The organism is Lentzea sp. NPDC036955, from assembly GCF_055608005.1.
In genome coordinates, this window is sequence record NZ_JBVJRC010000011.1 from 97,784 (window position 1) to 112,121 (window position 14,338).

Below are 14,338 nucleotides of genomic sequence, written 5' to 3' on the forward strand. Positions count from 1 at the left end.
CGTCGAGGTGCTCCCCCGGCGCGGCCGACACCGTGGGCGGCGTCGGTCACCCGCGGACCGCAGGGCGGGGTCTGGAACGCGCTGGAGCTCGGTCGACCACGTCGCGTGCGGATGCGCGCCGAGGAATTCTCTGCCAGGTCTGCGGCCGGCCACGCTCGGAGCAGGTGAGGCGTCGTGATCTCCTCCGAGCCCACTGCGGCGTACGTCCGCACCTCGTACCTCAGCCGGGCGGCGATGGAGCTGTTCACGTGGGTAGTGATCATGGCTGGCCAGCGCGACCAGGACGTGAAGTGCGCCTTCGCTCATCCTGAATTGGAGAACATCTCGTGCCCGACAGTGCGCGGTGCAGCTTGGAGGAAGGCGTGGCCGTGCTGAGGCTGCTGCTCGATCGAGGCGCACCAGCCAATCCGGAGACGATCGCCGCAGAGCTCGATCTGCAGGTGCTGAAGGTTTTCAGGGCTCTGGCCACATTCCGCGAGGCCGGGTTCATCGAACTGCTCCCCCGTACGAGGAAGTACAGGATCGCCCGGGACCTGCTGGATCAGCTGGTCCTGCCGATACGCCGTGACCTGCGCCTGCCTCCACGGCCTCGGGAGCTGAGGCCCACGGACGTGATGGTGATGGACACCGTCGCAAAGGCCCACTACGCCGCCGAGGTCGAAAAGGCCCTGCTCATTGCCTGCGAAGAGCAAGGTCGCGTCGTACTCCCGACGGTGAGGGACCTGGCGCTGCACTTCTACCTGTCTACGGAGTGGGCATCGACCGTGCAGACGCTGCTGGTGGAGAAGGCGGACGTGGCGCTGCCCGACGACGCGTCCTGCGGTCGAAAACCAGTGGGCCGAGCTTGACTCTTTGCTGTCCGAATCCCTGTGCAGCGGTTGAGCCGCTCCGCGTGCCGTCTCGGTAGTGTGACGTCGTATGACCGCAGCAGAGTTCGAGATCACCGGAGACCTGGTCCGCGACCTGCTGCAGGAGCAACATCCAGACCTTGCAGGGCTGGCCATCCGTGAGGTGGCGGGCGGCTGGGGAAACCAGATGTGGCGTCTCGGGGACGAGTTGGCCGTGCGCATGCAGCGCATGGACCCCACCCCGGAGCTGCAGCTCAAGGAGCGGCGCTGGCTACCGGTGTTGGCCCCGCGCTTGCCGCTGCCGGTTCCGACCCCGGTGCGGTTCGGCGAACCGTCCGAGCGCTTCCCCAAGCACTGGACCGTGATGACGTGGGTTCCGGGTGAACCACTCGACCACGGCTCGATCAGCCGCGGCACCCACGCGGCCGATACGCTGGCGGGTTTCCTCCGGGCACTTCATGTAGAAGCACCAGCCGAGGCACCGATAGCCACAGACCGCGGTGCCCATGCCAGGAACTGCACGGGCGGCATCGAGAACTTCTTCCGGGCCGTTACCCCCGACGACATCGCTGCCGACGTCCAGGCCGTCTGGGACGACGCTGTTGCGGCCCCGGTGTGGGAGGGCCCGCCGGTGTGGGTGCACGGCGACCTCCATCCCGCGAACGTCGTCGTCTCGGACGGGACGCTGTCGGGCATCGTCGACTTCGGTGACCTGTTCGCCGGTGATCCAGCGTGGGACCTCGCCGCCGCATGGGTGCTGCTCCCCGCGGGCACGGCCGCACGGTTCTTCGACCAGTACGCGCATGCGGACGAGGCGACGATCCGGCGGGCCCGCGGGTTGGCCGCGATGAAGAGCCTATTCCTGATGCTCATGGGGCAGAACGGAGATCGGGGTCTTCCTGGCGGGAAGCCTCACTGGGGACCTGCGGGCCGGGCCGCACTTGATCGTGTTCTGAAGAGTGTGTGACGCGCGGTCTCGAGTTGAGCTGCGATGAAGTGCGCTCGGACGATCGAGGGGGTCTCGTTGAGCAGGTGCTTGATGCGCACCGCACAGTCGAGCACCGCGGCCGCGCGCGTTGCACGCCTGTGCGGAACTCAGCCATCGCTGACTGGACCTGGGCTGACGCGTTCACAAGTGGGTGGCTGTGCCGTGAGGGTGGCTACGCCCTGATCGGTCCTGTGCCGGTGTCACCCATTCTTGTCGCGGTGAACGCGACATCCGCGGCGACCACGGCAGGCTTCACCGCGGCCGCCGTTCGCCAGTGTGGCCGTGTTGCGCAAGCAGATGGCGAGCGGCGGACAGCATCGTCCTGTTTCGCAGCGTGCGGTGTGGCGTTGATTGTCTCCTCCGGGCGGCGTGGTTCACGGCAGCTTGGCGGCCACGAACTCGGCCGATCTGGTTGCCAGCGAGCAGGCCTTCGCGGTGTCGGTCGATGCGCCGCCTGCGCTAGCGACGACCTGCACGGTGGACGAGTCGGACACGGAGATCACCGCGTGGCAGAGATCCTGCGCCTGGCCGGGCGCCGCGACGATGAAGCCTTCGAGCTCGCCGAACCGGGCCGGGGTCTTGGTGTCGCCCGCGTAGTTCAGGTTGCCGGCTCCCCGCACGGCGTCCACAGCGAGGGTCACGCCGCCATTGCCGCTGCCATCCCACTCGCAGGTCGCCAGGCCCGCGGTTGTCCGGGGGCGCGGCGAGACGATGCCGAGGCCGGCCGCTTCCGCGCTGGTGATCAGCTCGCAGGGCTTGACATCGACGAGGCCAGTGCCGGGTGTGTAGCTGACGTCGCCGGTCGCCGGCGACTGAGTGTTCGCGGGATGAGGCGCACCATCCGGTTTCTCAGCGGAACAGGCGGTGGCGAGCAGGACCAGAGCGACGGCGATGCGCGTGCGGTTCATGAGTTCCCATCACATTCGAATCATCGGAGTGGACGTGCTCTCTGCACGTGCCGGCTAGAGCGCCTGCTCTTGTCCGGCGAGGCTTTGAAATCATTGATCGTCTCTGCCTGATCAGGCGCCACAGCGGCCCTGAACGACGAGGCCCGCGCCTCCTTCGCCTGTGCCGAGCTCGGGGTGCCGGTCGCGGCATCATGCTGATTCGCCGAGCCGGAGCTGTCTGCTACGGATGTGGTCGGCGCTGGACGGTCCCGTGTGCAAGGTGCTGCCGGGCGTTGGTCGCAGAGGGGTGGCCGGCATCAGTCTTCCGGGCCGGGATCATGGTTGTGGGCCGCTGCGGACCACACGGCAGGCTTGTGGGTTCGACCAGCCAGGACTCCGAGCCCGCGTAGCTGCTCTACCCGCTCAGGGGACAGTTGTCCTTGCTCGTTTAGACGTCGCTGGCGCATGAACCACTGGTAGAGGTCGAATCCGGTCGGGGTCTTGTGACCTCGAGACGGGATGTCGGCCAATGGCCCGACAGTACGGACGTGGTGTTCGGCTTCTCTGATCGCGCGGTCCCACAAGTCGCGGTAGTGGTCCCACGTCATGCCCAGGAGGTCCAGGGCCGCGATCTGGTCGGCGGTCAGGGTGCCGCGGGCGCGTCGTTTGCGTTGGTGGGCCAGCCACGAGTGCAGCTTCGTGCCGTTGGCGTCCAGCACGTCGTTCGGGATGTCGATGTGACCGTGTTCGTGATGAAACGCGCTTACCGACTCGTAGGCCTGTTGCCACCGTCGTTCGCGGGCATGGACCACGTTCCACTCAAACCCCAGGGCTTCCAGCGCCTCGATCTTCTCCGGTGACAGCACGCCTCTGGCGCGGGCTGAGCGGTACTGGCTGCCCAGGCTGTACACCGCGCGGGCCTCAGGGTCAGCGGTGGCTTGTTTGCTGGTGACGTTGACCGTGCCGTAGCGCTCGCGGACGGCGGTGAAGGTCCGCAGCACCCGTGCCCATCGCGCGACGCCCTTGTCCCAGATCATGCCGACGCTGTCGAGGTCGGCGATCTGCTTGTCGGTGAGCTCGCCGGCGGCATGACGTCGGCGCTGATGCAACACCCAGTTCGCCACGTTCACACCTGCGCTGTTGGTGAGATCGCTGGGAACCAGGATGTTCCCGTGCTCGTTGTGGTAGTCCCGCAGGGTTTGCATGGTGCGGTCCCAGGCCGCGGCGACCGGATCGTCTGGCCCCCAGTCGATGCCCAGGGCGTCGAGAGCAGCCTCACGCTCGGGATCCAGAGTGCCTTGGCGGCGGTGTGCGCGGCAGTGGCGGAGCACGTTGATCAGCAAGGTGCCGCGGTCGCTGGTCAGGTCGTGGGGGATGTCGAGGTGGCCGTTCTCCCGATGGAACGCTTGCAGCGCGGTGAGACTGGCTTCCCATCGGGAGGTCTGCGGGTCCCAGTCCATGCCGATACGGTCCAGGAGCGCGATCTGGTCGTCGGTGAGTGCGCTGCGCCGAATGCGTTGCCTGTGGATCCAGTGGTCGAGGCGGTACTCCTCGCCGCGGGCGTTGCGGGCGGTGTGGCCCGTGGGCACACGCAGGTGGCCGTTCTCGGCGAAGAACGTGGCGCAGTGGCCGTAGCTGTGATCCCAGGAGGCGCGCGTGAGGTCCCAGATCATGCCCGCCGCGTTCAGGGCCGTGATCTGCTCGTCGGTGAGCTTTCCGTTCTGCCGGTCCGTGCGCTGGCGGATGAGCCACGCGTACAGGCTGATGTCCCGGTCCAGAGGATGGAGCACGTCCGATTGGCGGACTTCGAGATGCCCGTGTACCGCGTGGAACCGGGTCGCCGCAGCCAGGTGCCGGTTCCAGGACTCCTCGGCGACGGTGCCGGCATCCCAGACGACGCCCATCGCCTCAAGGGCCTGGACCAAGTCCTGGGCGAGCCTGCCTTGTCTGTGGGCAGTGCGCATTCTGGCAAGCAAACCGCCGAGTTTGGGGGTTGATTGGGTAGGCAACCGGCCGTGCTCGGCGTAGTAGTCCCGGATCTCGGTGAGACGGTCATGCCAACTGGTGTTGCCGGTTTCCCACGTCATGCCGATGAAGGTGAGCCTGGCTTCTCGTTGCCGGTCAAGGGTTCCCTCCGCGCGGGCTTGGCGTTGCTGTTTGAGCCATACCGCGAGCGTCACACCCTGGCTGCGATAGCTCTGAGAGGGATGCAGGTGACCGCGTTCGCGGCGGAACGCCTCGGCGACGCCGAACTGGTGCTCCCACAGCGCATCTCTGTTGTTCAGTGGGAAATCGATCTTCTCCAGGGCCCGGATTCGATCTGGCGCCAGACGGCCCTTGCGACAGGCGGCGCGCACCGAGGATGCCCACGCGCCCAGAGCGAACTTGTCCTCGGTGACAAACGAGCCAGCGATGCGGGTGTGTCCGTAAGTGTTGTGGAACGTCACGAGCCGGGCATAGTTCTCCCACCAGGCGTCGTCCGGAGTCCAGTGGATGCCCAGTTCGGTGAGAGTGCGGACGATGTGCTGGGCGAGCTCGCCGCGCCGGTGCGCGGTGCGCATCCGCGCGAGCACCCCCGCCAAGGCCTTGTCGGTGCTCGCAGTGGGCAGGGCGCCGTGTTCCCGGTGGAAGGCCACCAGCCCAGGCAGATGCTGTGACGCCCAGTCGATGTTTTCTCGTGGGGCCCAGTCCATGTCGATCTCGTCGAGCAGAGCCTTGTGCTCGGCCGAGAGCGTGCCCTTGGTGTGCGCAGTGCGCTGCCGTTCGAGCCAGGCGCTCAGGTTGATCCCGTCGCTGTCGCGCCAGGTGTGCTCGGGGTTGAGATCACCGTGTTCGGCGGCATACCGGACGGCGACGGCGTAACTGTCCTTCCAGGAGCGATGGGCCTTGGTGTCGAAGAAGCCCAGCTTCTGCAGCGCTGCGATCTGCTCGGGTGTCAGACGGCCGGCGCGGGCGCGGCTGCGGATGTGGGCACACCACGAGCCCAGTTCGAACTCCTCGTCGGCGGCAAAGCCGGTGGGTACGCGGCAGTGTCCTTCCCGGGCGCGGAAGGCCGCCAGGTGGGGATAGCCGTCCCAGATGTCGCTTGCGGACGGCTTCCAGGGCATTCCCATCGAGTCGAGCTCGACGACGAGCTCGGCGTCGAGCTCGCCGCGCTTGCGTGCTGCCCGCACGGCCCGCAGCGCGGCGGCGAGTGGATGAAAGGTCTGGCGTTCGGGCAGCCGGCCGTGCTGCCGGTGATAGGCACGTATCTCCGGAATGCGGTCCTGCCACAGCGATGACATGTCCCATTGCATGCCGATCTCGTCAAGGCACGCCTTGCGGTCGGCCGGCAAGGATCCGCGGGCGTGAGCCTGGCGCTGTTTGCGAAGGAAGGCGCCGAGGGGCATGTCGTTGTAGTGCAGGTCGTCGGACACGCGCAGGTGACCGTATTCGGCATGAAATGCCCTGGCGGCAGCGAAATTGTCTTCCCAGCTCCGGGCACGGAGGTCCGCGACGAACCCGAGAGCGTCCAGTGCGGCGGCCTGGTCAGGATCGAGTCCGCCGCTGCGGTACAGGCGGCGGGCGCTGGTCGCCCACGCACCGAGGGCGAAGCCCGTGTCGGTGATGTGGGTCTGCAGCACTCGGCAGTGCCCCTCACGGGCGTGGAATTCGGCCAGTTGACGGTGGCCTTCCCACCAGTCCGCCGGTGGCGGTGCCGCCCAGGACATGCCCATCTGGTCGAGCTCGGCGATGACCGCGGCGCTCAGGTCGCCGCGTTGGCGGGCGGCACGGAGCTTTCCCATGGCGGCGGAGAGGCGCTCATAGGGTTTCGGGTTGGGCAGTGTGCCGTGCTCGGTGTAGTGGTCGCGCACCTCGGCGACCTTTTCCCGCCACGTCTCGTCCTTGGTCCAGAGCATGCCGATCTGGTCGAGCCGGTGTTGGCGGTCCGCGGCCAGGGTTCCGCGTGATCGCGCATCGCGTTGCCGGCGTAGCCAGCGACACAGGCGCACTCCGTCGCCGGCGTCCTTCTCGGTTGGCTGCAGATGGCCGTGCTCGGTGTAGTAGGCCTGCGCTGCGTGGAATCCCTCCTCCCAGTCCGCGGCGCGGGGGTCGAACATGAAGTCCAGCTTGCGCAGGGCTTCGAGCCGGTCGGGCGCCAGCCGGTTCTGCTTGTACGCCACGCGGGCGGTGCTGACCCAGCCGGCGAGGTCGAACCCGTCGCGGGTGCGATGGAGGTGGTTGACCCTGCTGTGGCCTTCACGAGCGTGGAAGTCGACCAGGTGGCCGTAGCCTTCCCACCACTTCGAGGTGGTCGACTTGACCATCCGAATCGTCAGATACTCGGCGAATTCGGGTACTCGGTGCGTGTCCGGGAGTATGAACTCCAGTCGCGGCAGCACCGTGGTCTTGTTGTGGACCTGATCGACGCGGAATCTGTCGAGTGCGGCGCCGAAGACCTCGTCGTGGGCACGTAGACCCCGCACCACCTGCCACAGAACCTCGTACCGCCCCGCGTCGATGGTCTCGTCGTCGCCGCTGTCATCGTCGTCGAGCAGGATCGGCACGATGATGGTTGCGGTTCCGCTACCGCTGGGGTCGCGGCGCAGCGCCCGGCCGACGGCCTGCACGATGTCGACCGGGGATGATTTCGGTGCTGTGAAAGCGATTCCGTCGATCGTGGGGACGTCGATGCCCTCGGACAGGCACTTCGCGTTGCTGACGACCGTCCAGCCGTCATCAGGCGGCGAGGCGAGGGCTGAGAGGATTGTGCGGCGCTGCGCCTGTTTCATGCTGCCCTGCACGTGCGCGGCGTGCAGCGGCCGGGACGGTCGCAATGCGGCGGGCATCGCGTCGATGGTCTGCGGGAAGGTCTCTGCGAACCGGCGGGCATCGTCGACCAGCGGGCAGAACGCGATGACACGGCGCAGCCCGAGCTCGGCAGCGGCACGAGCGGTGGCGATCTGCACCATCGCCGTGTGCTCGTCGGGCAGCCTCGCACCGGAAGTGGCGCGATTTTTGGTTTTGCGGAGCCCGGCCAGCACTTCGGCCTGGGTGACACCGATGACCACCAGCCGGTAGTCGTCGAGGTAGCCGTCGGCGATGGCGCTGGAGAACGGATAGTTGCACAGGACCCGGCCGAAGACGCGCTCATCGTCCATGCTGTAGGTCGCGGTGCCCGAGACCTTGCTGGAGTCCCACACGCGGGGGGTGGCGGTCATGTAGAGCCGCCGGGCCGCGGGGAGCACTTCGTCATCGTGCAGCAGCGCGGTCTTCTTGCCGATCCAGCCGGAGGTGCGGTGTGCCTCGTCGACGATCAGCAGGTCCGCGATGCGGCCGGCTTTCTGCAGGCCTTCGCCGATGACGTGCGCAGAGGCGTGGGTGCCGACGATGAGCTGGACAGCGGCGGTGTTGTCTCTGCGCAGCCATGCGTCGATGACGTCGGAGTCGGTTGTGACCGGCTCGAGGATGTCCTCGGTACCGCCGTAGCTGTCGTCGCGGACCGAGAGGTCGCTGCAGACGGCCAGCGCGCGGTGAGCGGTGGATTCGTCGGCCCATGCTGCCAGGATTTGAGCGACCAGGCCCACGGTGGGGGCGACCACGACGACGACGCCACCGTGATGCACCAGCCGCTCGGCCGCCCAGTAGGCCATCTTCGTCTTGCCGGTACCGCAAGCCGAGCGCAGCTGGCCTCGGCCTCCGTCTCGCAGGCCGTGGACGACCTCGCCGACGCCGCGGATCTGGTAGGGACGATCACTGAACCCTGTCAGAGACGTGATCCGGGGCGGCAGCGGCGACGGGGCGAACAGCGGCTCGTAGCAGACCGGTGGCGAAGCAAACGTACGAGATGGCAACGGTAATCCTGAGGGGTACACACGCGCGAAGCGCGACAACGGGATGTGAGCCCGACGAATAGGGGCTGTGTGAAGCAAGGCGACAAGGTGTCACCGAGCGCAGGACCGGTGGCGTGATGGCCGGCTACCCGTCTGTTTGACGGTTCGGGGCCAAGGCGCGCTGGGCACTCCACTGCATTCCCAGGGCGTCGAGCTGCGCGATCTGGTCCTCGGTGAGCGTGCCTCTCTTGCGGCCGATGCGTGCCTCCACCAGCCAGCGGCCCAGCCGCCCGTCAGGGGTGTCCGGGTCGGGCGTGATGGTGATGTTGCCGTGACGGCGGTGATAGTCCTGCAGGGCGACGAGGTGGTCGTCGAAGGATTCCGGTTTGGCATGCCAGCGCATGCCCATTGCGTCGAGCTGGGCCCGGCGGCTGTCGGCCAGCTCGCCGGCGGCGGCTCGGGCGCGCTGGCGGTCCAGCCATGCCAGCAGCTCCACACCGTGCATGCGTAGTGACCGCACCGGCTCCAGGTGGCCGTGCTCGGCGTGGAAGTCGGTGACCGCGCGCAGCCCGGCGGCCCAATCCATCGCGAAGGGCAGGTAGTCGAAGCCGAGCTCGTCCAGCGCGTGCCTGCGCTCGGCGTCCAGGCGGCCGTGACGGTACAGCTCACGGGTGCCGTTCGCCCAGGTCCCGAGCTTGTACTGCTGCTCGTCCTCGGTGACGTAGTCGTGTTGGACCTGGGCGTGGCCGTACTGCTCATGGAACTGTTTGAGAGCCGCGTAGCCGTCCCACCACGGGCTGCGCGCCGCGGTGATGATCTTCGTGGTCAGATGCTGCAGGAAGCTGCCGTCGTCGTAGCCGGGCGGCAGGTTGACCTGGATGTGTTCCAGGGGCTGCTCGTCGTAGTAGTAGCGAGGGGCGGTGCGAGGCAGGTCGGCGTGGTCGAGGGTGGCGCCGAGCTTCTGGTCGTGTGCGCGCAGGGCCCGTACGACCTGCCACAGCAGCCGATAGTCCGTAGCGATCTCGGCCGCGTCGAAGTCGCCGGGGTCATCGGGCAGAAGGATCGGAACCAGGATCGTGGCGACGCCGGTACCGCTGGGATCTCGGCGCAACGCGCGGCCGACTGCCTGCACGATTTCGCTGACCGACTGCTTAGGCCGCGTGAATGCGACGCAGTCGATCGCGGGAACATCGACACCTTCATTCAGGCATCGCACGTTCGTCACGACCGTCCAGCCGTTGTCGGGCGGTTCCACCAGCAGGCCGAGACGCTGTTCGCGTTCGGTGGTGGTCATGCCACCGTTGACGTAGGCGGTGGTGAGGTGGCTTTCCGGGCGCATCGAGGAAGGAAGCGCTGAGATGGTGCGGGCCATAGTGCGCGCGAAGTGACTGGCCTCGTTGAGGCGGCCGCAGAACGTCAAGATGCGCCGGAGGCTGAACTCCCGGGCGGCTTTGGCCAGCACCGTCTGCACCATCGCGGTGTGCAGGTCGATTGTTGACAGACCTGCGGTCGCGCCGCGTGGGAGGTTCGCCAGGTGCTCGGTGATCTCCTTGCGGGTCGCGCCCATGACCAGCAACCGGTAGTTGTCCAGGTACCCGTCGTCAATCGCCTGAGAGAACGGGTAGTTGTAGAGGACCCGGCCGAAAATACTTTCGTCGTCCATCCCGACCGAGTGCTTGGTGACGCTTTTGGTGCCGCCACTTCCTTTGCCACTGCGGTAGCGGTAATGAACCTTGTCCTTGAGCACTTTCGGTGTCGCGGTGGCGTACAACCGGCGCGTGGCCGGCAGCCGCGTATCGTCGTGGACGAGCGCGGTGTGCTTGTCCACGTGGCCCGCCGACCGGTGAGCCTCGTCGATGATCAGCAAGTCGGCTTCGCCGCCGATGAGGTGCAGCGCCTCACCGACAACGTGGGCGGAGCGGTGGGTGCCCACGATCAGCCGAAGCTTGGCTGCGGTCGGGGCACGCAACCACGCTGCCACCTCCTCGGCGTCGGTGGTGACCTTCGCCGGCAGGTCCTTCGTGCTTACAACCGCGTCGGCAACGGTCTCGTCACCGCACACGGCCAACGCAACGTGATCGGTATTGGTCACTGCCCACTCACGCAGGGTCTGTGAGACCAGCGCGATCGAGGGGCACAGCACCACAACCAGGCCGCCGAACCGGCACAGCAACTCCGCCGCACGCTGCGCCATCACGGTCTTACCCGTGCCGCAGGCCGAGCGCAGTTGCCCACGACCGCCCAGTCGAAGCCCTGCTTCGATGTGCTGGACGGCCTCGACCTGGTAGTACCGGTCGCCGATCTTTTTGCGGCCGTCGCCAGTAATGGTCTCCAAGGAGAACAGCGCCGGCTCCGATCCCGCGGGCGCAGCGCTGAGCGCATTCTTCTTCGGCACGCGCGGCGCCGGCGGCGCGCTTGGACGACGTGCAGATACCACCAGAACCCCTCACTAATCGAGTCGAAGATGAATCCCGCGCCAGCGCCGACAGCGGATAGACCGGCCGCACCGACACCGTGGAATCATCCGGTAACTTATTCAGGTTGATAATTCTGCAATGCCCGGCCTGCGATAGTGCGCGGACGAGTCAAGCGGATTCATCTGCTCCGATGAATACCGCCCGGCACACGCAGCTGGGTCGCTGGCAAGACGACACCGGCAACCGGCATGGTGTCGTCGTCGTTATCGGTAGCATCGGCTAAAGGACGATGCCGCCTCGCCCTGCGCACCGTGCTGCCCTGGTGGCGGTGCGCCCATGCGCGCAGCCAAGGCGGAACGGAGGTAGGAGACGGCGCTTAGGCGGTACTGGTCGAAGCCGTGTATCAGGTCAAGTCCGTCGTGTCCGGGCCGGAATGCGCCGACGTGGGGAGCCCTGGCGGCCAGGTCGATCGGCATGGCGGTTACGGCGCCGGCAGGCCAGCGCCACATCGGGTACATGACGTGACACGAGCTGGCGTCGTCGATGCCGGGCAGTTCCAGGGTCCGGTCGAGGACTTGGAAGCCGAAGCGCGTGTACAGGTTGCGGGCGTGCGAGTCCGGGGCGACGAGGTAGGCGCCCACTCCCTGGGCGTCGAGTACGGGCAGGTGATGGCGCAGCAGCGCGATGCCCTCGCCGAGCCCGGGATGGATCGCGGCCAGGGACGCGAGATAGTGGTGTGGCCCGCGGTCGAGCGGTCGGTGCTCATCGATCAGCTCGTCCAGCACCGCGAATCGATCCGCACAGGGGCCACAGTCCGCGACGAGCCGCGCACGGTAGTCGCGCGGCGGTGGGGGTGGATTGCCGGTCTGGTCGTAGTGCAACCAGATCGCCGCGGCCTGGGGCACCTGCGCGGTGCGGGTGCCTCCGTCGACCTTGAGGTGGTGGGTCGCGAGATGGATCTCGCCGTGCCGCAGCGCGTGCTCGCACCACATGACGCCGGCGTGGTGCATGACCTCGCCTCGCCGGGCGGGGTCGTCGATCAGCCACCGCGCGATGTCGAGGTCCTGCAATCGGCACGCAAGCACCGCGGCGACCAGTGCCAGCCGGTCCGGCTCGTCACCACAGACACGCTCGATGGTGTGGTCGAAGTTCGGGACGGTGCGGTGGTGGAGCATGCCAGCCGCCGCGGTCTCGGCGGCACCGGTGCCGCCGAGACCGCCAGTCAAGCCGGTACTAGTGGCAACGAGTGCCGGTCTGGTGACGGAACGGGTGTCGGACATGACGAGTGAGGTACTCCCAGGTGCGGGTACGAGTCGGTCGGTGGTCTGGCGGGGTCTCAGGCTGGGTGAGCAAGGGACCGGGCACGCAAGGGCGATCGTGGTGGTGTCCGTCGCCACGACTTGCGAGCACGGCGGAAGTTGCGCAACGGAGATGATCAGCACGGCGGTCTGCGAGAGACCGTTTCACCGCGGCCGCCGGCCAGCATCCACGTCGCGGTCACGACGAGCACACAGAAGATGCGTCCTATCAGGAAGGTGGTCGAGTTGCCCGTGGCGCGCGCCCGGCGTGGTGCTGCCCGAAAGCTGCGATGGGGTCGGGCTCACGCCACATGCGGCGTATGGGCGGGCCCTGCAGCGGCAGGTGAAAAGTTCCGCAGGTGTGGTAGCCCTGTCGCCGGTAGTGGCCGACGTTGAGATCCGTGGCGGCTTCCAGGTACGCCGCCCTGCCTAGCTGGTCCAGGCGGCCATGATGCAGGTTCAGCAGCGCGGTGCCGTAGCCGTTTCCCTGGTGTGTGGGGTGGACACCGATGCTCATCAGGTAGTCGTGGCAGACCCCGTCGACGTGGTGGTCCGTCAGCGTGGCGTCGAACGCCGTGAACCGCTCGTAGTGAGGGCCGGTGCCACGCTTCAGCCGCGTCGCGTAGTCCGGTAGCGGGTCGGGCAGGTAACCGTCATCGGCGTGTACCCAGACCGCGACCGCGCGCATGTCGGATCTGAGGTCGATGTGGCCGTGCCGCAGCGCGTACTCGATGCCGATGCTGAAGTAGTTGCGCAGCGGCTTGAAGCGCTCGACCTCGGAGCGAACGAGCCACTGCGCCTGCGGGAGACCGAAGCACGCCGTGGCCAGCAGCTGCGCGACGTCGTCGACGGTGATGCCGGCACTGCCGAGGCTGGTGATCGGGTAAGCCTTGCCGGTGCGTCCGTCGACCATCGTGATGGTCGGCCCGGTTGTAGACATCACGCGACCGCCACGTCGTCGGTCTCGACGGCGGCTGATGGCGCAATGGCGGCGGATCCGTTGGCGGCCATAACCAGGGAGGTCCCTCCAGGCAGAAGGTAGATGCGTAGGTCAGTCACAGGTGGGGTCGGTCGGTGATCTGTCCGGCTGGTGATCCGTCCGGCCGGGGAGTTTGTGCGATCAGAGGGTCTGGGCGAGCGTGGAGGTGATGAGCAGACGCTCGGTATGGACCAGCAGGACTGCCAGCGAGGTGTCCGCTGCCGCGTGGCCAGGACGCGCGGCAGCGGTGAGCAGGCGGATCCAGCGTTCGATCAGGTCGTCGAGCCGCGGCAGGTCTCCGATGCGGATGCGGTGCAGGTTGGTGGCTTTGAGAAGGCCCGCGAGGAATACCTCTTGGACAGTCAGGTGCTCCTCGCGCAGCAGCGCATCCCGGAGGTGGTCGCCTAGTTTGTGCGGGTCGGCGAGGTCGCGGGGCGCGTACCGGGGTGTGACGCTCATGAACCGGGACCAGGTGGGCATGATCGCCTCGACCATGCCTGCTCTGAGCAGGCGCTGCTCGATCCACCGCGGCGCATCCGCTGCGAGTACAAGAATCCAGTCATCCGGTGACGCGCCTGGAGAACCGGCGATCCGGCCCAGCACCAGATGCGCGACGGTGAACTGCCCGTGCTGCCTCGGAGCGCGCAGCAGCGTCCTGCCTTTCTCCTCCACCCAGGCCGCCTTGTCAGTCAGCGCCAGGCACCCGTTAAGGACGAGCTCGGCGAGCACTGCGCTCGCCGAGCCGAGCTCGATCGCGCGGTTGGTCAGCTGAAGATGACCGCCCACATCGTGCGCGCTCAGGTAAAACTGGTCGGCAGCGGCAGGATCCGCTGGCCACGATCTGACAGCTGTCATGAAGCGACCGCCCACACGTTCTGGTGACCCGGCTGCACCCCATGAGCGCCGCAGCGGTGCCAGCGGCCCGGAGGGAAACCGTTGGATGCCGTACAAACGTCCGAATCTGCGGACCACCACGTGCGGCCAGTTCGCGCCGGGTGGCTTTGAGCGGCATCGACGTCGCGCCGGGCCGTGAACTGCGGCCTGGTTTCGCAGACTTCGCTGGCGGTCGCGACGGTGAAGATAGGTCGCAAAAGGACTGTAGTCATGA

General features: G+C 67.3%; 8 protein-coding genes. 2 read left to right on the forward strand and 6 right to left on the reverse strand.

The annotated features are described in order from the left end of the window. The first annotated feature begins 368 nt into the window (after positions 1–368). Together ACZ7CF_RS33990 and ACZ7CF_RS33995 are read left to right on the forward strand one after the other, a co-directional pair. Positions 369–848, forward strand: a complete 480-nt coding sequence (locus ACZ7CF_RS33990) for a hypothetical protein (RefSeq protein ID WP_470371598.1) — start codon at positions 369–371, stop codon at positions 846–848. 70 nt (positions 849–918) lie between these two features. Then, entirely contained in the window at positions 919–1,815 is an 897-nt protein-coding gene (locus ACZ7CF_RS33995) for an aminoglycoside phosphotransferase family protein (protein ID WP_470371599.1), read from the forward strand. Positions 1,816–2,210: 395 nt separating this feature from the next. Here the strand turns inward: ACZ7CF_RS33995 and ACZ7CF_RS34000 are convergent, their stop codons facing one another. The 6 genes from ACZ7CF_RS34000 to ACZ7CF_RS34025 form a co-directional block, all read right to left on the reverse strand. Next, positions 2,211–2,744 (reverse strand): DUF3558 family protein, encoded by a 534-nt coding sequence (locus ACZ7CF_RS34000; protein ID WP_470371600.1) that lies wholly within the window; start codon positions 2,742–2,744, stop codon positions 2,211–2,213. Positions 2,745–3,040: 296 nt separating this feature from the next. Next, a complete protein-coding gene (locus ACZ7CF_RS34005) occupies positions 3,041–8,557 on the reverse strand; it encodes a helicase associated domain-containing protein (RefSeq protein ID WP_470371601.1) in 5,517 nt (1,838 codons plus the stop codon). 124 nt (positions 8,558–8,681) lie between these two features. Beyond that, positions 8,682–10,973: a helicase associated domain-containing protein gene (locus tag ACZ7CF_RS34010; RefSeq protein WP_470371602.1), complete on the reverse strand. Its 2,292-nt coding sequence runs from the start codon at positions 10,971–10,973 to the stop codon at positions 8,682–8,684. A gap of 243 nt (positions 10,974–11,216) precedes the next feature. Further along, entirely contained in the window at positions 11,217–12,233 is a 1,017-nt protein-coding gene (locus ACZ7CF_RS34015) for a hypothetical protein (protein WP_470371603.1), read from the reverse strand. Between the two features lie 247 nt (positions 12,234–12,480). Then, complete coding sequence (locus tag ACZ7CF_RS34020; RefSeq protein WP_470371604.1) at positions 12,481–13,191, reverse strand: GNAT family N-acetyltransferase; 711 nt, start codon at positions 13,189–13,191, stop codon at positions 12,481–12,483. 180 nt (positions 13,192–13,371) lie between these two features. Then, positions 13,372–14,085 carry a GOLPH3/VPS74 family protein gene (locus ACZ7CF_RS34025; RefSeq protein ID WP_470371605.1) on the reverse strand — a complete coding sequence of 238 codons (714 nt, stop codon included), beginning with the start codon at positions 14,083–14,085 and terminating at the stop codon, positions 13,372–13,374. Between the last annotated feature and the right edge of the window lie 253 nt (positions 14,086–14,338).

What these genes read in the sequence shown, in the direction of transcription:
- ACZ7CF_RS33995 (WP_470371599.1), top strand. Translation starts at nt 919, where the DNA reads ATGACCGCAGCAGAGTTCGAGATCACCGGAGACCTGGTCCGCGACCTG.
- ACZ7CF_RS34000 (WP_470371600.1), bottom strand. Translation starts at nt 2,744, where the DNA reads ATGAACCGCACGCGCATCGCCGTCGCTCTGGTCCTGCTCGCCACCGCC.
- ACZ7CF_RS34015 (WP_470371603.1), bottom strand. Translation starts at nt 12,233, where the DNA reads ATGTCCGACACCCGTTCCGTCACCAGACCGGCACTCGTTGCCACTAGT.
- ACZ7CF_RS34020 (WP_470371604.1), bottom strand. Translation starts at nt 13,191, where the DNA reads ATGTCTACAACCGGGCCGACCATCACGATGGTCGACGGACGCACCGGC.
- ACZ7CF_RS34025 (WP_470371605.1), bottom strand. Translation starts at nt 14,085, where the DNA reads ATGACAGCTGTCAGATCGTGGCCAGCGGATCCTGCCGCTGCCGACCAG.